The organism is Paenibacillus sp. R14(2021) (assembly GCF_019431355.1).
Lineage (GTDB): Bacteria > Bacillota > Bacilli > Paenibacillales > Paenibacillaceae > Paenibacillus_Z.
Map to the genome: position 1 here is coordinate 5,921,261 of NZ_CP080269.1, position 20,473 is coordinate 5,941,733.

The window sequence follows — 20,473 nt, forward strand, 5'->3', positions numbered from 1 at the left end:
GAAGATGGTAGGATCTAAGCTCTTGAATCGAAGATTTCTCCTGTTTACGCTGTTTCTGTTGGTCAAAGGCGTCTTAGTTTGGTTCGTCGTCTTCGACGAAGGTCCGACCCCGATGACGATCGTCACAGAGCTTCCGTTTATTTGGCTTGTCTTCTGCTGCATTGAGCTGTTTACGCGCAAGCGGAAGTCCATCTATTATTTAAGCGCCAATCTTGTCATTACACTGCTCTATTTCACCGTCCTCATGTATTACAAATATTACGGCATCATCGTGACCTATCACGCCATCGCCCAAGCCGATAAGGTGACGCAGGTCGGCGAGAGCACGTATTCCCTCATGGACCCGTACTATTTGCTGTTCTTCGTCGATGTCGTGGTGTTGGCGCTCATCTTCTATTGGCCGAAGAGAACCTTCAAGCCGTACATGATGCCCAAACGATTGAAACCTGCAAGAAAAATAGCGCTGTATGCGCTGCTTGCCGCGTCGCTGATGCTGTGCGTCTTCAATGTCTGGCCGAACCGGGCCAGCATGAACGAGAACAAGCAGGCAGAGGGTATGGGCATTCTTAATTATGAGTTATACACGCTCCTCTCCGATTCCACGGAGGAGCAAGAACCTGTACCGGAGGCCGAAATTTCGCAGCAAGCGATCGACGAGCTGAAAGGCATTGCCCCGCAGAAGGCGGCAGCGAGCGGCTTCGGTGCCGCCAAGGGCAAGAACGTCATCATTCTCCAAATGGAATCGTTTCAGGATTTGCTGATCGGACTGAAGCTAGACGGGCAGGAGATTACGCCGAATTTGAACAAGCTGGCACAGGAGAACTTCCATTTTGACCGCTTCTATACGATGGTGGGGCAAGGCACGACTTCCGATGCAGAGTTCGTGGTGAATACGTCGCTGTACGTGCCCAAGCACGAGGCCGCGACGGATCATTACGTGGAGAAAGCCATTCCGAGCCTGCCGAAGCTGCTTCACGCGAACGGTTACGATACGGCAACCTTTCATACAAACGAGGTGCATTTCTGGAATCGCAGCGAGTTGTATGCCTCAATCGGCTGGGACCGTTATTATGACGAGTCATTTTTCGGCGACGACGATCACGTTGCCTTCGGTTCTTCCGACGAGGTGCTGTATGCCAAGACCGTCGATGAACTGGAGCGCATGGATCGAAGCGATAAACCGTTCTATGCCCAGGTCATCTCGATGAGCGCGCATCATCCGTATAACATTCCGTCGTCCAAATATCGGATGACGCTGCCGGAGCGTTACGAGAATACGCTGGTCGGCAGCTACATCCGCGCACAGAATTACGCGGACTATGCGCTGGGCTTATTCGTTGCGGACTTGAAGGAACGCGGACTCTGGGACGACAGCGTCATCGTCATGTACGGCGACCATCAAGGGCTGCCGAATTATTCGCTCGGGGGCGAGGAGAAGCAGCTGCTTGAAGAGCTGCTCGGCTATGCGTACGGATATCCCGACATGTTCCGGATTCCGCTTCTTCTTAGCGCTCCCGGCGTGACGTATCCGTCCATTCAGCATCAGGTGGGCGGACAAATCGACATTGCCCCGACCGTGGCGAATCTGCTGGGCGTGCCGATGGACGATCAGCTTCATTTCGGCCAGGACCTGCTTCGGCAAACGTCCAATTTGCTGCCGATGCGGCATTTTCTGCCGACGGGCTCCGTCGTGACCGACGATCAATTGTTCTTGACAGGGAAGGGCTTCGCGGATGGGACGGACGTTGCGCTGCCCGGTCAGAGCGGTCATGCGATGCGAACGACGGAAGAGCAGTACAATCGGGCGCTGAGGCTGCTGCGGCTATCGGACAGCTACGTGTCGTATTTGCCGCCGAAGTCGGAAAGCAGCGAATGAACGGCCATAATGAAGCACGCCGCTCGCAGTCAGGGCGGCGTTTCGTGCAGAAGGGCCGTTGATGGCCGCCATTCATACCAAGGCATGAATAATCCGCATAGCGTAACTGCTGTGCGGTATTTTTATAGGCGGGAATTGGTTGCGAATGCCGGGATTTCAAGTATAATGGGCTGAAATGATGTTGATTATCGGGTTATGAAAGGAGCGGCAGCATGAATGATTATCTGAACCAGCCAAACGGCGTATTTCCGTCCGTTTGCTCGCTCGATTGTCCCGATCAATGCGGACTTCTCGTGCATAAAGAAAATGGGGTTATTGTTCGGATCGAGGGCGATCCGTCGCATCCGGTCACGCAGGGCGCCATTTGTAATAAGGTGAGAAATATGAATGCCAGAATTTACGATGAGAAGCGGCTGAAGTATCCGCTTAAGCGGACCGGACCGAAGGGCAGCGGCGAATTCCAGCGCATCAGCTGGGAGGAAGCTATCAATGCCATCGCTGCGCAGTGGAAGTCGCTCATTGCCGAGGAAGGCGCAGAGTCGATTCTGCCTTACAGCTTCTACGGCAACATGGGCCGCGTCCAAACGGAGAGCATGGGGAGAAGGCTGTTCAACCGGATGGGCGCAAGCCAGCTGATTTATTCCATCTGCGAAGCGGCCGGAACAGTCGGCTACCAATATACGATGGGCGGCAGCTTCGGGACGGATCCGGAGGATACCGTGCATGCCAAGCTTATGATCATGTGGGGCATTAATGCAGTGAGCACGAACATGCATCAAGTGGCGATTGCGGAGAAGGCCCGTAAGAATGGGGCCAAAGTCGTCGTCATCGACGTTCACCGCAACCGCACGGCCAAATGGGCGGATTGGTTTATTCCAATCAAGCCGGGGACCGACTCCGCGCTTGCGCTTGGCCTCATGCATGTGCTGTTCGCCGAGAACCTCGTCGACGAAGCTTTCATGGCGCAGCATACCGTCGGACATGAAGCGCTGCGCGAGCATGTGAAGGCGTATGCGCCGGACGTTGTCTCAGCCATCACCGGCGTGCATGCCGAAGATATCATCAAGCTGGCCCGCATGTACGGCGGTACGGAAGAAGCTGCGTTTATCCGCATCGGAAACGGCCCGCAACATCATGACAACGGCGGTATGACGATTAGGTCCATCGCCTGCCTGCCTGCCGTTACTGGACATTGGCTGCGCAAGGGCGGCGGCGCCATCAAGGGCAACGGCGGCCATTTGGCACTCAACCGGCGTGCGCTGGAGCGGCCGGATACGATGCCAAGGGGAGATAATCGGCCGCGCGAGATTAACATGAACCTGATCGGCGAAGCGCTGCTGGAGCTCGATAAGCCGATCTCTTCCTTATATGTCTACAACTCCAATCCGGCTGTGGTTGCACCAAACGCGAGCAAGGTTCGAGAAGGGCTGGCCCGCGAGGATTTGTTCACCGTCGTACACGAGCTATTTATGACGGAGACGGCGAAATACGCCGATATCGTACTGCCCGCAACGTCTACGTTTGAGAATACGGACTTCTACACATCGTACTGGCACCACTATGTGCAGGTACAGCAGCCGGTCATTGCGGCTTACGGGGAGAGCAAGTCCAATACGGATGTGTTTCGTCTGCTTGCGGAAGCGATGGGCTACGTGGACGAGATGTTCCTCGACAGCGATCTGGATTTGATCGGACAAGGGCTCAGCAATCCCAACAACCCGGCGCTGGCAGGCATCACGGCTGAATTATTGCTTGAGAAGCAATTTGTCAAAGCGAGCGTCAAGCCGCTGTTCCCAGGTAAGCTGCGCACGGCGAGCGGCCGAATCGAGCTGTACTCGGCGAGCATGGAGCGCCATGGTCTGCCGGCGCTGCCAACGTATACGCCGCTCGTCGATGACGGACCTTATCCGTTTTTGTTTATACCGACCGCGAACCATAACTTCTTGAACTCCACGTTTGCGCATAACGAGAAGCATAAGTCGATGGAGAAAACGGCTAAGCTTTATATGAACGTCAGCGATGCCGAAGGGCTGGGAATCACTGACGGCGAACAAGTGCGCGTATGGAACAGCCGGGGCGAATGCGAGCTCACGGCGGTCGTCGGGGAAGACGTGCTGCCCGGTGTCGTGGTCAGCCAAGGTCTCTGGGCGGATAGTAAGTCGGGCATGGCGGGCGTTAACGCGCTTACGCCCGATCGGGTGGCCGACATGGGGAACGGTGCGACCTTCTTCTCCGGTAAAGTACAGGTGGCAAGAGCCGTCTGATCGGTTATGAGCGTATTCATAAGGTCTTGTAAACACACTCTACTTTATTTAAGTAAGTTGCTTGACATTATTAACTGTAACTCATATAATTACAGTAACAAGAGAACAGGACGACGAGCTAGACCTGCGGATCGTCCTCTCTTTTAAGATATAATGTAACTGGAATTGTTACAGTTCGTGCAATTCGAATCTAATGACGGGTGGTGCTGACGATGAGCTTTGCAATCAGTGATTGGGTACAAGGCAGAACCAAGGATGGAGAGCTTATTCAAGGGTTTATTACTGCGATTAATGCGGGACACAATGTTGCGAGCGTCTATGTGGTTCAATCCGATAACGATGCTGCCGTAGGCACTACGGTTGCTGTTCTGAGCAGCTGGCTGAAAGAACAGCCAACGCTGTCGGTGTTGGATTATGAAGAGCCGATCCTTGATTTTATCGAGCTGGCCCTGTCGACGCGGGACTCGGAATGGTTCGAGGAGCTGACGGAGCGGCTTCATGCCGTCCTTCAACAAGACGGCAGCGCGGATGACGGCAATACCCCCTTCCTGCCCCATCGCAACCGTCTCGGCCAAATGCGCTAAGCATGGCGAGGCTCCTATAAGAATGGCCGGAATTTTCGAATTCCGGTCTATTCGTCGTTCCTGTCTTCCTCTAAAATAAGGAGAAAACACACCGGACTCGGGAGGCTCCGCCCATGGGTTTAAGGCTTCTGATCCATAACCGATATCTAAGGATCGAGCATATTGCGACAAATCACCAGAAGAAACGAATAGGTACGCTGAACAGCCGGCATCGTCATCCCGTCTTTCATCTGATGTACATCCTGGACGGCGAAGGCAGCTTCCATCTGAATGATCGCGTAACGCGCGCGATGCCTGGCTGCCTGTATATCATCAGCCCGAATGAGTGGCATCAATTCTATGCCGATGAAGCTAAGCGGCTTCATAATTTGGAATGCACCTTTATGCTGCGAAGCGAAGATCATGCACCCGCGGAAGTCGATTTCTTCGCATGGTTCGAGGAGAAACGGGGCATTGCAGTTCCTGCGGCGCTTCGGGACGAACCTATTGACGTACCGGTGCAGCTGCGGCCATTCCTGCTCGAGGGCTTTAACCGGCTGCTGGATCCAGGCAATCGCTATGTGACGGCTGAGCATATGTCACTCATGACGCTCGATTTGGCGCTGCGGGTCGAAGAGCTGCTGTGGCAGCTGGTCTCGTCAAGCACAAGTCCGAGCTCCGAGGGCGGTGCCAAAGAAATCGCCGTGCTGCAGCAATATATGGCAGCACATCTCGGGGATGCCGTTCAGCTGGAGCAGCTCGCTCGTCTCGTGCACTGGACCCCAAATTATTTATGCCGCGTGTTCAAGACCCGAACCGGCTGCACGCCGCTCGCTTATTTGCAGCGCCTGCGCATGACGGAAGCCGAGAAGCTGCTGCTGTACACGGATCTACCGGTGTTTACGGTTGCGGACATGCTGGGCTACGAGGACCCGTCTTATTTTGCGCGGCTGTTCAAACGTTATTACGGGCGCGCGCCAAGCGTATACCGCACAGGAGGATAAGATCGTCCGCATGCGGCGTTGTTTTATCCCTTCAAGGAAGCGCTTTCGACTGTTACGATAAGAGCAGTAAGAAAGGCGCAATGGATATCAGTCCTTGGAGGTCGGCCAACATGCGGTTAACTGTCGAACAAATCATTACCTATCAAACGGAAGGTTATTTGATCGTGCCTGATGTCTTAAGCCGCGAAGCGCTTCGCCCGGTAATTGAGGAGCTGGAAAGGGAAATTGATGCGCGCGCCAGAAGGCTCTACGCGGAGGGGAAACTGAGCGAATTGCACGAAGACGAGCCGTTCGAACGCAGATATGCGCGGCTGTACGATCAGTGCCGGGAGTTTGCCGGCGGCCTTGATATCGCGGATTACCTGGGTGAAGCGATGTTCCGGCATCTCGGGAACGAGCAGCTGCTGGACGTTGCGGAATGTTTGCTCGGAAGCGAGCTCAGCTGCAATCCCATTCAGCATGTGCGCGCGAAGCTGCCGTCGCGATCGACAAGCGGCGAACCGGATTATTTTCAAAATGTCCCTTGGCATCAGGATTGCGCTGTCACCACGCAGGATTCCGAAGCCTCGGAAATTATCACGTTCTGGATGCCGCTCGTGGATGCAACGGAAGAGACGGGCTGCATGGAAATCATGCCGCGCGTGTTCAAGCAAGGCTATATCAACCATCGTGCCGAAGGCGGCACGACGATTGACCCCGTCAAGCTTCCGGACGTGGAGCCCATTCTAGCGGCCTGCACGAAAGGCAGTCTTGTCATCATGAACAAATATACACCGCATCGCGGCATCAGCAACAGGTCGGACATCATCAGATGGTCAATTGACCTGCGCTATCACAAAACAGGAGCCAATTCCGGACGCTCGTTCCAGCCGTCCTTCCCTGTGCGAAGCGCCTCCAGGCCGGAAAGCGTCCTTACCGATTGGGCCGAATGGCGCCGCATGTGGCAGGCTGCCAAAGAGGTGAAAGGAAGAAAGCTGCACCGGGTCTAGGGGGTGAAGACCCGATTCGGACGCAGGCTGTTTATCTTCCCTTAGCTAGGCCGCTTCGCCTTACGGTATGCGAGCGGGGCCATGCCCTTGCGTTCCCGGAAGATTTTGACGAATGTCTTGTACGAGCCGAAGCCCACTTCAAGCGCGACCTCGATGACGCTGTAATCGGTGGAGACGAGCAGGGAGCTGGCATGACGCAGACGCAGGTCCTGCAGGAAATGAAGAAACGTCTGCCCAGTCTTCTCCTTGATGACCTCGCTGATGCGCGAGACGCTCATGCCGAATAAGCCGGACAGCTGAGAGAGCGTCAGATTATCCTGGTAATTGCGGTGAATATGATGGATGATCGGCCAGACGGAAGCACCGCTCTTGCCTGGCCTAAGCGGCGTCTCGGGGACCAGCTGATGCCTCCTGCGTTCGCGGTCGAAGCAGATGAGCAGCTCTTTCAACCGTGCCTGCAGCATGGTCAGCCGCCAAGCGTCATCCCCTTGATATTCGCGCATCATATCTTCGATGAGAAACCGTGTCCGCTCAGCCATCGCACCCGTAAACGTCATGTAAGGCGCCATCGCGCTTGGTTCGACCAAGTCGGACAAGCCGTCGCCTTGGCCGCCGGCATCCATGAGCAAATCCATGCTGAACATGCAGTTGTACAACACGAGCGTGCTTCCCGGTTCCGTAAATAGCTCATGCACCTGGTAAGGCTGAACGAACGTGAACGTGCCGGGTACCATTTCGTGCCGGACATTGTTGATGAGCTCCGAGCCTCTGCCCTTAATGACATAGGACAGCTCCAGGAAGTCATGCCGATGCGCCGGATAGCCGCGCTCCAGGGAATGAAGCCCGATATGAAAGGGAAAGGTCGAGTCCGCGTTCGGGTAGGTTTTCAGATAAGCTGGAAAATGAGTCATCGTTTCTTTGGATCCTCCGAAGAAATGGGACGTTTATCGAAATATGAGACAAGCTTTTTTCTATGATTTACTTTATCATAAATACGTCATATGCGTTATTGTGCGTCTGAGCTGTTTACGTGCATGACGCGATTTGAGAATCATCCCGTATGGACCATGAAGTGAAGCTGGACTGGAACTTATAAGAATCGGAGGCTGAACTTATGTTAAGAGGACTTTCCCATGCCGGACTCGGCAATATCGGCAGCGACGAGCAATTCATTGCACTCGCCCATGAATACGGTTTTCAAACGGTCGACATTGATGCCAAAGGGCTGATCGACCGTAACGGCGTGGACGGAGCGCGCGAGCTGCTGGCTCGCCATAACATCACCATGGGTGCGTTCGGCTTGTCGGTGGACTGGCGTACGACGGACGAGTCGTTCCGTGCCGGCTTGGCACGGCTGTCCGAGGAAGCGGCTGCAGCGGCGGCGCTTGGCTGTCAAGTTTGCTGCACTTACGTACTGCCTGCGACGGATTACAAGGCCGCGCATTTTATGGTGCTGGCAACCCGCAGGCTCCGTATCTGCGCGCAAATTCTCGGCGCTTACGGTATTCGTCTCGGTCTTGAGTTCGTCGGCCCGCATCATCTGCGCACGGCATGGGCCAACCCGTTCCTGTGGACGATGCACGAGACGCTGGATTGGATCGACGCCATCGGCGAGCCGAATGTCGGCCTCCTGTTCGACTCGTATCACTGGTACACGAACGGCCATACCGTTGCGGACATCGAAGCGTTGACGCCGGATCGGCTCGTTCACGTGCACATCAACGATGCGCCGGACGTGCCTGTCGAGGATGCGCGCGACAACGGAAGAATTTATCCGGGCGAAGGGGTCATTGACCTGGCCGGATTCCTCCGTGCCCTGAGCGCCATTGGCTATAAAGGCTCCGTATCGCAGGAGATTTTGACGGCCGAAGCGCCGTCAGCTTCGCCAACGGAGCTACTGGCTCGTTCCAAAGCCGGCTTCGACAAGGTGTATAGAGCGGCAGGTTTGGCTTAGCCTAATCTCTCGATTCAGCGTGATCCCGTTTCAATCTGCGGCAAGCGGGTTGAACGGGATTTTTTCGCGAGGCATGAATTTGCAGAAGAACGTCAGGTGCCGATCAAAATTTGCTTCCATCTATGCTACAATTAGAACAAGGAATCCGAATCAAGGTAGGGGAAACGCATGGACGTCATAACAGCGATTCACACAAGAAGAAGCATGGGGAAAGTTACGCAGGAGCCGATCGCCAAAGAGACGATCGAGCAAATTTTGGAGGCCGGCGTTTGGGCGCCGAACCATCGATTGACGGAGCCATGGCGGTTCTTCGTCTTGACGGGCGATGGACGAAACAAGCTTGGCGAGGCGCTCGGTGCCATCGCGATAGCGAATGAACCAGAAGACGCGATCCCGGCAGAAAGGGAAGCGAGGCTCGAAGGCGCGATGAAAAAAGCGCACCGCGCGCCGGTCATCATTGGCGCAGCTGTTGTACCGTCGGATAGACGCGACGTGATCGAGCTGGAGGAATACGGCGCGGTGAATGCGGCCATTCAGAATATGCTGCTGGCTATCCACGCCCTAGGACTCGGCGCTATTTGGCGCAGCGGCGAGCCTTGCTACAATCCGATCATGAACGATTGCTTCGGCTTGCGGCCGCAGGACAAGATGCTGGGCTTCATCTATCTTGGCGTACCCGATATGGAGACGCCTGCAGCGAGACGGGCGCCGGCGGCTTCGAAGACGACCTGGATCGACAACTAAACGAGAAAGAGGCGAGCAGCGGTTGATCCGCATGCTCGCCTCTTTTTGCGTTTACTTGCCTTATTTCACGGTGATGCTGACTTCCTGCGGACGGTAGACTGCCAGCAGTTTGCCGTCGGCATCGGCGGCGAACATAACGGTTCGCTCCTGCGGAAGGTCGAAGGCATAGCCCGTGCCGGTCTTCGGATCGCGGACTTCAACCGCGGCATCGCAGCCGAATTCCGAGACGAAGATATAGAGCGAGCCGGCTGCGAAGGACAGCTTGCGCCCGTATACGCCTGGCAGGTCGCCGGCGAGCAGCCACTCCAGCTCCGATTCAACGCCGGCTTGCGAGAGCGCGGCTTCATAGACGGCTTGCAGCGGCTCCAGCCGTTCGTTAAGCTCAAGCGGAAGCGGGCAGTAGAGCAGGCGGCCTGCGCCGAGCGCGATTTCCGCCAGCTCTGCAGGGCCTTTGGCTCCGTTTGCCGGCAAGCCTTTGCAGCTGTCCGCAATGCGCGTACCGCCGAAAGAGACGGGCAGGAGCCTGCCGCCGAGCTCTAGGAGCTCCTCGCGGAGCAGATTGCCTACGGCGCCAAGGCCAAGCGCATCCGCTTGGCGCTGTGCCGGACGCCAGTACTCGTCAAGCCCCAGCGGGCCAGTGAAGAGCAGCGTCCCGCCATGCGTCTTCACATGTGTCGTCAACGCTTCAAGTGCCGCGCCGCTGAAATTATGCGCGCTTGGCACGATAATAAGCTTTGGCTTCGTAGCCGCGAGTGCATCCAGCTGATATTCGCCCAGTCCGAAGGCATGCACGTTCATCGTGTACGACAGCGTGCGAATGGCGCGTGTAGTAGCAGCGAACGCGAGCTTCCGGTTGGAGAAGTCGTTGGAATACGGGAAAATAACGGCGACTTCTTCCAGCTTCCTGTCCTCGAACAGGTCGCGGATCTCGGCCATGAAGGAGCCGAAGTCATACGATACGGCTGCTTCCGGCTTCTCCGTGCCATCTGCGCGAAGCGCGCCGATGTTGGATTCATTGACATTGTTCATATAGAAGTTGATATTCCATATCCACTGGACCGCACCTGCGCCACCAGTCGAGAAGGCGTAAGCGTACTTGCGCTCGAGAATGTTGCGCAGCTCTTCTTCGCTTCGTTTCGCGCGGCCGTCCGGCGTTTCCACGTACATGATACCGGTCTCCTGAATGAGATTCGGCTTATCCGGCGCTTTCGTGAAGACGCCGTCCCAGACGAGATCGTCCATTTTCCACCAGGAGTGAACGGTCGTATAGTCGACTTCTTCCGCGTAGAAGAACGGAGAAGGACGTTGACCGCCAAGACCTTCGTCTTGACCGACCGTTACGAGCTGCTTCGGTTGAATGGAGCGGATCGTATCGATCAGCTGCGATGCCCAGCGGTTGTGCATGTCCATCGTGAAGAGCGTGTAGTCGAGCCAAGTACCACCGCGTTTCGCGAGCATTTCGGTCGTATTAAAGTTGATGTCGCTTGCTTCAGGCAGCGTGACAGCTTCGAAGGAAGGCAGCTCCGCCGGCGTCATGTTCCAGCGCTCCTGCAGCAGCGTAATCGAACCATGACGCTTCCGCAGCCATTCGATATAGGCGGCTTTCTCGAAACCGTCCTGCGCGGAGCGCGGGCCGCTGAAGATCCGTTTGGGATCGAACATCGACGGCTCGTTGATCAGATCCCAGTGTACATGCGCCGAATCCTTGTGACGGGAGACGACGGCAGTGATGAACCGTTTCTGCGCTTCTACGCTGCGCGGATCGAGATAAGGGTTGACCCCCTGCCACGTCTCCGGTGTGAAGGCGAAGAAATTGAATGTCACCTCTAGGTCATAGCGCTTCGCGGTTAAGAAGAACGCGTCGATTGCGCGAAGCACTTCCTCGTAAGGATGGCCGTCGACAAACATGACGCTGCGCCAAGCCGTCCATACACCTGTGCGGATGGAGTTGATACCCGCACGTTTCATCTGCGCCATGTCCCGGTCCCATACGGCTGCGTTCGGCAGAAACAGGAATTTGCGCGCGACGTCGCTCGTCATGTACGTCATGCCGACGATCGGCAGCGGCCTGCCGTTCTTGCGGAAATAGTCGCGGTCGCACGAGATCATCTCGCCGGCCTGCAGCAGCTCGCGGTCCATTCCCCAGAAGCCTTGGCGAAGCAGACGGCGCTCGCCCGAAGGAGACACGGCTTCGCATTCCACCGCATAGAAGCCTGCTTCCGCGTCCAGCGGTGTGACGATCCGCTGAATGACCAGCTCGCGGCCGATCTCAAGAACTGCTTCCGTACTCCATACCTGCGTAAATTCGCCGTTATCGTAGTTGAACAATGGCTCGGGCTCGTTCACCGTGCTGTGGTTGGCCTTCAGTACACGCAGCTTGAAGCTCCATGCCGCGGTCGATGCGCTGATGCGCTCCGTGCGCGACTGCAGCAGCTGTTGGCCTTGCAGCATCAGAACCGGAAGCTCGCCAAGCTCGTAAGAGCCGTAATTGGGCTTCAGCCATAATTCCGTAACGCCTTTCGCCGTAAAATCCGCCCATGCGGCAAGTGCCTCTGCGCCGCTGCCGGACCAGAAGCCGGAACGAATCGGCTGGTTGATGAAGATCATCCGGCTTCCGCCGAACGGGCCTTTCGTATGCTCGAGCAGCACGGCGGGCGCCGAACGTTCGCGGGCCAAGCCGTCGCCGCTGATGCCTTTAAGAAGCGGGTAGATGTGCGCATCGATCGGGCCGCTCGAGCCAAGCTCCCCTGGGCAATCGTCGGTTCGCGATACGTGCAGGACGAGACCGTAAGTCGGCTCAATCTCGAAGAGGGCTTCATAGCCTTCGAAGATCGGAATATCGCGGTGATGCCTCAAGCTGGCGATGCCATCGACACCGACAGGAAGCGCCTCATGAATATGCAGCTGCTGATGATAAGCGGTTTGGTCAGGCTCAGCCGTCCAGCTTCCTGTCGAACCCGTAACCGGCGTCTTGAAGGGGGCGCCGCCTGCGGCAAGAAGCCCTTTGCCTTGGCTGACATGTGCCAGAATGGCCGGCCACGCCGATTTCGGGAAGTACGGGCCATGCAGATGGACATAAGCGGCCGCGCCTCCGTTCAGCGCTTCCTCGAGCTCGGATGCATCGACAATGCGGAAATTTTCTTTGAGCCTTGCAAGCGCGACCGGATTCGGGCGTTCGCCCGCATAAGGAAAGCTTTCGTCATAAAACAGAACCAAACGGCTCATAATCGCCACTGCCTCTCGAATTAGGAATGATTTCGATGTCATGCTTCTTGTTTTTGTTAGGTTTGTTAGGTGAATCGACTCTTTATCCGCGGCCCACTTTAGAGGTAAACTAGAGAAATGTCAACACGATTTCCCCTCAATCCCTTCGAAACGGAGAAGCGTCCAAATGGCACAAAAAATATCCATGCAGCAGCTTGCGGATCGGCTTGGTGTATCCAAATATACGGTCTCGCAGGCGCTTTCGGGCAAGCCCGGCGTCAGCGAGGCGACACGCCGGGAGGTGACGGCGCTTGCCGCAGCTCTGGGCTACGGCTTGAAGACATCGCCGGCAGACGCTCGATTATCGCCAAACGATACGAAGAAGCTCTATATCGGTCTGGACGAGCGGCATGTCAAAGAACCAAATTTCTGGCAGCGCGTCATCGAAGGACTGGAAGCCGGCTGTCGACTGCACGGCCTTGCTCCGCATTTCTTCGCATTCGGTCAGCATGCCTATTCGGCAGCGGATTTCCCGGCGCAGCTTGGCATTGAAGACGCGGCGGCAGACGGGGCAGGCTTCCTCATTGCCGGCAGCTGCCCGCTGAGCACGCTTCTGCAGCTGAAACATTTCGGCCTGCCAATGGTTCTGGCCGATCACGAAGAGCCCCTTACCGGCGCGGACGCCGTGCTGAATGCCAATACGGAAGCCGGCCGGATGGCCTGCCGCCATCTGCTGTCAAAGGGCTGCCGGTCACTAGTATTCGCAGGACGCGACAGCTTCGCGGTTAGTTTTCGGGAGCGTTGGTGGGGCTGCCGGCAGGCGATGGAGGAAGCGAAGGAACCCCGGCGTTCTCAGACGTCTGCAGATACGGGAGCGATGCCCACCTTCGTCTATGCCGGCAGAGGCGCAGCAGGCGATCCGAGAGCACTGCAGTTGAAGAAGTGGACCCTGCCTTACGGTAATATGCCGGTGCGGACGTGGCAGCCGGCTCTGGAGCGGCGAATTGAGGCCGCTTCCGCGGAAGGCAGCCTGCCGGACGGCATTATCTGCGCGAATGACGATATCGCGCTTCATGCGCTGCAGGTGCTGGCGGCGCGCGGCCTGCATCCTGGCATCCGTGTTGTCGGCATCGACAATACGGCACCCGGCATGGAGGCGTCCGTTCCGCTCACGACAGTCGATTTGGCGAAGGAATGGCTCGGCATCCGCGCCGTTGAAGCATTCATCCGCAGAGCCCGGCAGCCTGAGGCCCAGCCGGAGAAGATCATTCTCTCCGCTCGTCTGCTCGTCCGCAAATCGGGTTAGAGCAGGGCATAAACCGCTGGACATGTCGCGCTTCCGCATTCGCCCGCATAGGATACATCAGAAGCCTATACCTGGCCGAGAGGAGTTTCCATTCATGCAACTGGAACGCGACTTGCGCTTCATGATCATGCTGCTCGCGCTTGTGCTCTATGTCCTGCTAGTCGTTCTGTTGTTCGTCGCCCTATTCTAATGAGGCTAAACCTTCAGCACCGCCGCGCGGAGCCGGGGGTTTTTTGTTTCGTCACAGCGCAGACGGCTTCCATTTTCGGCATAAGGATATCCGGATTGACACATACTTCTATAAGGACGTTTATAAGGAGGGCACGATCATCGCAACAAAGAACGCAGGACAGAACAAATACAAGAAGATGGCTATGTCGCCCAAGGAATATCAAAACTTTGCCAAACAGCGAGAGCCTTCCCGCTCGATTCTGATGAACTGCATTCGGGCGTTTGTGGTCGGCGGAGCAATTTGCGTCGTCGGACAAGCCATTTCCGAAGTGTTTATTTATGGTTTGCATATGTCCAAGCAGGCAGCTGGGAATCCCACCGTCGCGGTGCTCATCCTGCTCTCGGTTATTCTGACCTGCTTAGGCGTCTACGATAAGATCGCCCAGTGGGCGGGAGCGGGTACGGCAGTGCCTGTCACGGGCTTCGCGAATTCCATGTGCTCTGCAGCGCTTGAGCACCGCAGCGAGGGTCTTGTGCTCGGCGTTGGGGCCAATATGTTCAAGCTGGCGGGCTCAGTAATCGTGTTTGGCGTCGTTGCGGCGTTTTTCGTGGGCTTGGTCTATCTCATCTTCGGAATCGGAGGGCACTGATCATGCTGCGCGGCAAACAAACCTGGTGGTTCGACCAACGTCCCGTCATCATCGGCGCAGCTACCGTTGTCGGTCCGGATGAAGGCGAAGGGCCGCTTGCGGCGGAATTCGATCTCGTCCATCCCGAGCTGGATATGCAGCAGAAGAGCTGGGAGAAAGCGGAGCGGCTGCTGCTGGAGCAAGCCTCCGACATGGCGCTGCAATCCGCAAAGGTAAACAAGCAGCAGCTCCAGTTCTACGTCGGCGGCGATCTGATGAACCAAATCATTAGCAACAGCTTCGCTGCGAGAACGATCGGTGCTCCCTATCTGGGGGTTTTCGGCGCGTGCTCGACCTCCATGGAGTCACTGGCGATTGCGTCCTTGATTGTGAATTCCGGCTCGGGCGATTACGTGCTGGCAGGAACGTGCAGCCATAATTGCACGGCCGAGAAGCAGTTCCGGTATCCGACGGAATACGGCTCGCAGAAGCCGCCTACGGCACAGTATACCGTAACCGGCGCCGGCGCCGCGGTTGTGGCGGCGAACGGCGCAGGGCCGATCGTCGAATGCGCGACGATCGGCCGTATCGTGGATCTGGGCATTACGGACCCGTTTAACATGGGTGCGGCGATGGCTCCGGCGGCGGTGGACACGCTGCAGGCGCATTTCAACGATACGGGGCGCCAGCCGAAGGACTATGATCTGATCGTGACGGGTGACCTCGCGACTGTCGGCCATGGCATCGCGAAGGACTTGCTGGCAAGGGACGGCGTGCCCATGGAGGATACGGTGTTCGGCGACTGCGGGCTGATGGTGTACGACGTGAAGAAGCAGAAGGTGCAGGCAGGAGGAAGCGGCTGCGGCTGTTCCGCCGTCGTGACGTACGGCCACCTTCTGAAGCGGCTGCAGAAGGGCGAGCTGAAACGTATTCTCGTCTGCGCCACGGGGGCGCTGCTGTCGCCATTATCGTATCAGCAAGGCGAATCCATTCCCTGCATCGCGCATGCGGTCGCGATCGAAAGTCCAGTGCACAATTAAACGCCAAAGGAGCGGAGCAGCATGATTTATTTGTGGGCCTTTATAGTCGGCGGCGGAATTTGCCTCATCGGGCAGCTGATGTTCGATGTGGTGAAGCTGACGCCGGCACATACGATGGCCGTCTTGGTCGTCATCGGAGCCATCGTGGACGGCATTGGCTGGTATGATCCTCTGATCAGCTTTGCCGGAGCAGGAGCTACGGTTCCCATCACTAGCTTCGGCAACGCGCTGGTGCACGGCGCCATCACGGAGCTGAATCGCGATGGATGGATCGGGATCATTACGGGAATCTTCGACATCACCAGCGCCGGCATATCGGCGGCGATTATTTTCTCTTTCCTCGCGGCGCTTGCCGTCAGGCCGAAGGGGTAATGCAAGCGATATCCAAATGTAATCCGAGCGTCATCCAACCGTCATAAATTGGAGGTTCCCTGTGGGAATCTCCAATTTTTTTTGGCGCTTCTGCGACTATACGGGAAGTTGTATATTTTGTAAAATAATAGGACCTGCATCCGCACTTATTTCTAGCATCATCCGGGAGGAATGTTCATGGATACACGCACAGCGGAATACCAGTTGACCAAAGAAATCCGCAGCAATTTGGAAAGCTGCATTCTGGGAAAGGCAGCCGAAATCGAACGCATGCTGACAGCGCTTCTGGCCGGCGGCCATGTCTTGATCGAGGATGTGCCCGGCACGGGGAAGACGCAGCTTGTGAAAGCGCTGGCTCGAACGATCGGCGGTCAGTTCCGCCGTATTCAATGCAACCCCGATCTGCTGCCAACGGACATTACGGGCGTTGCCATCTACCATCCGAAGAATGAAACCTTCATGTTCCGTCCTGGCCCAGTCATGGCCAATCTTGTCCTTGTCGACGAAATCAACCGGGCCACGACGAAGACGCAGTCCGCGCTGCTGGAAGCGATGGAGGAGCGCCATGTTACGGTCGACGGCGATACCTATGAGCTTCCGGTTCCGTTCACCCTGATTGCAACGCAGAACCCGATCGAATTCGATGGCACCTATACGCTGCCCGAAGCGCAGCTTGACCGTTTCATGATGAAAATCTCGCTCGGCTACCCCGATGCGGCAACCGAGCGGCAGATGATCACGTCGCCGCATGCGACTTCGCCGGCAGAGCTGCTGGAGCCCGTCGTTACGGCCCAGCAGGTAGCGCAAATGATGGAGGAAGTGAAACGCGTCCATCTCGATGATGCGGTTGCGGATTATATCATTCGCATCGTCCGCGGGACGCGCGCGCACAGCGGCGTTCAGCTGGGAGCCAGCCCGCGGGCGGCAATTTCGCTTACGGCAGCCGCCAAAGCAAGTGCTTTTTTGCAGGAGCGGGACTACGTCATTCCAGATGATATCAAGCAGCTTGCTTCCACCGTGCTCGCTCATCGGATCATTCTTCACACGGAATCCAGGATGAACGGCATGACAACGGAGCAGGTCGTCGAAACGGTCATACGTGAGACGCACGTTCCCGTTCGGATGGAGCGATAACGCTCATGCTTACGGCTAAAGCAGCGATGCACAGGTGGCGGCTGATCGGCTTTCTATATGTATCCGCTCTGCTATTTGTCCTGTTTCAAGGCGGCAAAACGTCCTTTATGCTCTTCTGTATCTTTAATGTGCTGCTCATTTATTTGGTATTCGGCCGCTGGAGCGGCATCGCGAAGGTATCGGGCGAGCGGAGGCTGCACAACGGCGCAAGCTCGCTGACGGAACAGGCGCTCGTCGCAGGAACCCGGCTTGAAGTGAACATCGACGTGCAAATTCCAGGCGTCTGGCCGATTCCTTACGTACTGGTCCGCGACCGGCTCGTCGGTCAGAACGGAAGCGTGATTCCGTTCGAAGCCTCGTTCGTGCCCAATTACCGGCGGGCAGGGAATGTAACCTATATGACGCCGCCGCTCGAACGAGGAGTCTACCATTTTGAAGCAACGGAATGCTCGACCCGCGATATTTTCGGCTTGTTCGAACATACCGGTGCCTTTAGTTCCTCGGTTCCGTTCAGCGTCTATCCGCGAACGGCGCCGATCCGGAACTGGCAGCAGCTGAAGCGAGGCTCCAAGGGACCGTATTCCACGTCGGCCTCGCGCCAGTCTGCGAAAGAAACAACGCAGATCAACGGCGTGCGCGAATATATTTATGGCGACCGCTTGTCCCGCATTCACTGGAATGCTACGGCCAAAACGGGCCAATGGAAATCCAAAGAGTTCGAACGGGAATCGCTTCCGCGCACGATCGTTATGCTGGACCGCTATTCCGGGGCATACGCGAATAAGGAACAGTTTGAGCTTGCCGTATCGACGGCCGCTTCCCTGCTGGAATTCGGCTTTCGCCGTTCGACTGCGGTTGGCTTGATTTCCGTTGGTTCGAAGAGCGAGGGCTATGCACCGCAGTCTTCCGCCGAACAGCGCGAGCTGATGATGAAGCATCTCGTCCGCGTACAGGCCGACGGCGATCAGCCGCTGTATCGCGCGCTTCGGCAGTCCGGCGCTCTTGCGGCTGCAGGAACCTTCGTCATTATCGTAAGCCCGCAGCCGGGCGAGGATACGATTCGTGCAATGGAATGGATGAACCGGACGGGCGTTGTGCCGCTGCTTATTCACTTGAAGCAGGCCGAAGCAGGCGCGCAGGGCAAGGTCAGCGACATACGCTCCGGCGAATGGCTGCGGCTGCTCCGTCGCAGCGGCTTTGCCGTCTATGGTATTAGCAGCCTGCAGGAGCTGCCGGACGTGCTGGAAGGAGGCCGGGTATGACGGCTATTGGACGGACGGCAATAAGATGGATAACTGCCGAAGCCTATCGGAAACTATCCGCCATTTTTGCTTCGATGATTGTCTACCAATGGATCCGCTCCTTCGGTGACTATTGGTGGAGCGAGACGTTTACGATCGTGAACGGCGTGCTGCTTGCTGCCGCTGCGGCGAATCTGCTCCTGCCGTCCAAGCTCGTCTCCGGCGCCGTGCAGCTGATTATACTGCTGGTGCTGAACGTCGCTTACTCGGGCTATGCCTGGATGCCATTCGAAGGAAATCGGAAGTCTGCCTCCGAATGGCTGCATTGGATCAGCGACCAAATTACGCAGCTCAGTCCGTTTCTCTGGATCAGCCTAGGCGTATGGCTGGTTTTCCATCTGATCGTTCTTCTGAGGCATAGACGCATCTATATCATGCTTCTTATAGGCAGTGCGGTGTTTTCGCTGACAGTGGCCGACTCCATGCTTACGCCGCTCTATCTTTGGGACGAAATCGCATGGCTGGTATTCATCGGCCTCGGGTGGCTCGTGGTCAGCCACTTCGCTGCCTTCAAGAAGCGCCATCCCGAGAACTGGGCGCAGCTGCTGGAATACCCCGTCAGCTTGTTTCTTCCGATTCTGCTCATCATTACGCTTGTGATGGGCGCCGGATTATTCGTTCCCTCGATCAAGCCGGTGCTGACGGACCCCTATACGGCTTGGAAGGAAGCGCGCGGGGAGCCGATTACTTCCCTGCTTGGAGACAAGGCAATCACAATTGCCTCGACCAAGAGCGATGCCGATACCCGCTCAGGCTACGGCCGCAACGACAGCGTGCTGGGCGGAGGCTTCACGTTCGACTACACGCCGGTTATGACCGTTACGACGAATAAGAAGAGCTATTGGCGCGGTGAGACCAAGGCGCTTTACAGCGGCAGCGGCTGGGTAGAGGCTCCTGATGAGAAGAAGGAAGAAGCGCTGACTGGCATTGCTAACGGTTCGGTGCTTCCAGCAGGCGGACAGCCGTCTGAAGCCAATGTCGAAGTCGTGAAGCAAGCTATTGAAATGGTGCGTAAGGATAAATTTCCTGTCTTATTCGGCGCTGGACCGATTACGAAGGTGGATACGATCAATAACAGCTTGACATCGTTTCCGGCATTGAGCTGGTTGCAGCTTTCGTGGGAGCTTCGTCTTGCGAAATCAGTCCCTCGATATCCGAGTACCTATACGGTGGAGTCGAACGTGCCGGTGCTGGACGAGAAGCGGCTGCGTGCCGGTGACGCGGTGCAGCCTGCTGAAGGGATCGACCCGATGTATATGCAGCTGCCTGAGGAATTGCCTGATCGCGTTAAGACGCTGGCCATAGACCTGACGCGGAATGAAGCGACGCCTTATGACAAGGTGAAGGCGCTCGTTACTTATCTGCAGGTGAACTACAGCTATACGAATACGCCGGACTTAAACCAGAAGGAAAGCAATGATTTCGTTGATGCGTTTCTATTTGAAATCAAGGAAGGCTATTGCGATTATTTCTCGACATCGCTCGCGGTCATGGCGCGCTCCATCGGGATTCCGGCAAGATGGGTGAAAGGCTATTCCTCAGGATCGCTGCCCGTCGATCCCGATGCGCTTCGGATTCAGGGCATGCCTGAGATCGATCGAAATCCCGATGGCGCAGGCACGTATACGGTCCGAAACTCGGATGCGCATTCGTGGGTCGAAATCTACTTCAATGGGTATGGGTGGCTCCCGTTCGAAGCGACGGCAGGATTTGCGTATCCGTACTCGCTTCCGAAGGATGCGCCGGTTACGGTGCCGGATACGGGGGCTGCGGACGATGCTCCTCTTACTCAAGTTGATCCAGGCAGCGAGGGGTTCCATTTACAGCCTTGGATGTTCTGGGCAGCAGCCGGAATTCTTGTTCTGTTCTTGGCAGGGATGAATTATCGCAGGCTGACGGCCGTGTTCTGGCGCTATCGCGGC

General features: G+C 56.6%; 15 protein-coding genes and 1 pseudogene. 14 read left to right on the plus strand and 2 right to left on the minus strand.

Annotation, left to right across the window (positions count from 1 at the left end):
- Positions 1-22 precede the first annotated feature (22 nt).
- From KXU80_RS27450 to KXU80_RS27470, 5 genes are all read left to right on the plus strand, one after another.
- Positions 23-1,876 carry an LTA synthase family protein gene (locus KXU80_RS27450; RefSeq protein ID WP_308858137.1) on the plus strand — a complete coding sequence of 618 codons (1,854 nt, stop codon included), beginning with the start codon at positions 23-25 and terminating at the stop codon, positions 1,874-1,876.
- Between the two features lie 212 nt (positions 1,877-2,088).
- Positions 2,089-4,140 (plus strand): molybdopterin-containing oxidoreductase family protein, encoded by a 2,052-nt coding sequence (locus KXU80_RS27455; protein ID WP_219836239.1) that lies wholly within the window; start codon positions 2,089-2,091, stop codon positions 4,138-4,140.
- Positions 4,141-4,352: 212 nt separating this feature from the next.
- Positions 4,353-4,724 (plus strand): hypothetical protein, encoded by a 372-nt coding sequence (locus KXU80_RS27460; RefSeq protein ID WP_219836240.1) that lies wholly within the window; start codon positions 4,353-4,355, stop codon positions 4,722-4,724.
- 113 nt (positions 4,725-4,837) lie between these two features.
- Positions 4,838-5,707, plus strand: a complete 870-nt coding sequence (locus KXU80_RS27465; protein WP_219836241.1) for a helix-turn-helix transcriptional regulator — start codon at positions 4,838-4,840, stop codon at positions 5,705-5,707.
- Positions 5,708-5,817: 110 nt separating this feature from the next.
- The gene (locus KXU80_RS27470; protein ID WP_219836242.1) at positions 5,818-6,696 is read left to right on the plus strand and encodes a phytanoyl-CoA dioxygenase family protein; all 879 of its coding nucleotides are present in this window, start codon (positions 5,818-5,820) and stop codon (positions 6,694-6,696) included.
- 41 nt (positions 6,697-6,737) lie between these two features.
- On the opposite strand, the gene KXU80_RS27475 is transcribed toward KXU80_RS27470, so the two are convergent.
- A complete protein-coding gene (locus KXU80_RS27475) occupies positions 6,738-7,607 on the minus strand; it encodes a helix-turn-helix domain-containing protein (protein ID WP_219836243.1) in 870 nt (289 codons plus the stop codon).
- 203 nt (positions 7,608-7,810) lie between these two features.
- On the opposite strand from KXU80_RS27475, the gene KXU80_RS27480 reads away from it, so the two are divergent.
- Together KXU80_RS27480 and KXU80_RS27485 are read left to right on the plus strand one after the other, a co-directional pair.
- The gene (locus KXU80_RS27480; protein ID WP_219836244.1) at positions 7,811-8,650 is read left to right on the plus strand and encodes a sugar phosphate isomerase/epimerase family protein; all 840 of its coding nucleotides are present in this window, start codon (positions 7,811-7,813) and stop codon (positions 8,648-8,650) included.
- Between the two features lie 168 nt (positions 8,651-8,818).
- Positions 8,819-9,394, plus strand: a complete 576-nt coding sequence (locus tag KXU80_RS27485; RefSeq protein WP_219836245.1) for a nitroreductase family protein — start codon at positions 8,819-8,821, stop codon at positions 9,392-9,394.
- Positions 9,395-9,454: 60 nt separating this feature from the next.
- Here KXU80_RS27485 and KXU80_RS27490 read toward each other — a convergent pair whose 3' ends face one another.
- A complete protein-coding gene (locus tag KXU80_RS27490) occupies positions 9,455-12,619 on the minus strand; it encodes an alpha-amylase family protein (RefSeq protein ID WP_219836246.1) in 3,165 nt (1,054 codons plus the stop codon).
- A 166-nt stretch (positions 12,620-12,785) separates the two neighbouring features.
- Between KXU80_RS27490 and KXU80_RS27495 the strand changes: the two genes are divergently transcribed.
- From KXU80_RS27495 to KXU80_RS28590, 7 genes and pseudogenes are all read left to right on the plus strand, one after another.
- Positions 12,786-13,904, plus strand: coding sequence for a LacI family DNA-binding transcriptional regulator (locus KXU80_RS27495; RefSeq protein ID WP_219836247.1), 1,119 nt, complete (start codon positions 12,786-12,788; stop codon positions 13,902-13,904).
- Between the two features lie 368 nt (positions 13,905-14,272).
- The gene (spoVAC, locus tag KXU80_RS27500) at positions 14,273-14,725 is read left to right on the plus strand and encodes a stage V sporulation protein AC (protein WP_219839276.1); all 453 of its coding nucleotides are present in this window, start codon (positions 14,273-14,275) and stop codon (positions 14,723-14,725) included.
- A gap of 2 nt (positions 14,726-14,727) precedes the next feature.
- Positions 14,728-15,744, plus strand: coding sequence for a stage V sporulation protein AD (spoVAD, locus tag KXU80_RS27505; protein WP_219836248.1), 1,017 nt, complete (start codon positions 14,728-14,730; stop codon positions 15,742-15,744).
- A 21-nt stretch (positions 15,745-15,765) separates the two neighbouring features.
- Positions 15,766-16,116, plus strand: a complete 351-nt coding sequence (spoVAE, locus tag KXU80_RS27510) for a stage V sporulation protein AE (protein WP_219836249.1) — start codon at positions 15,766-15,768, stop codon at positions 16,114-16,116.
- 177 nt (positions 16,117-16,293) lie between these two features.
- A complete protein-coding gene (locus tag KXU80_RS27515) occupies positions 16,294-17,250 on the plus strand; it encodes an AAA family ATPase (RefSeq protein ID WP_219836250.1) in 957 nt (318 codons plus the stop codon).
- Positions 17,251-17,255: 5 nt separating this feature from the next.
- A complete protein-coding gene (locus KXU80_RS27520) occupies positions 17,256-18,512 on the plus strand; it encodes a DUF58 domain-containing protein (RefSeq protein ID WP_219836251.1) in 1,257 nt (418 codons plus the stop codon).
- 1,295 nt (positions 18,513-19,807) lie between these two features.
- Positions 19,808-20,191, plus strand: a pseudogene (locus KXU80_RS28590) (transglutaminase family protein); the annotation flags it as partial.
- Positions 20,192-20,473 lie beyond the last annotated feature (282 nt).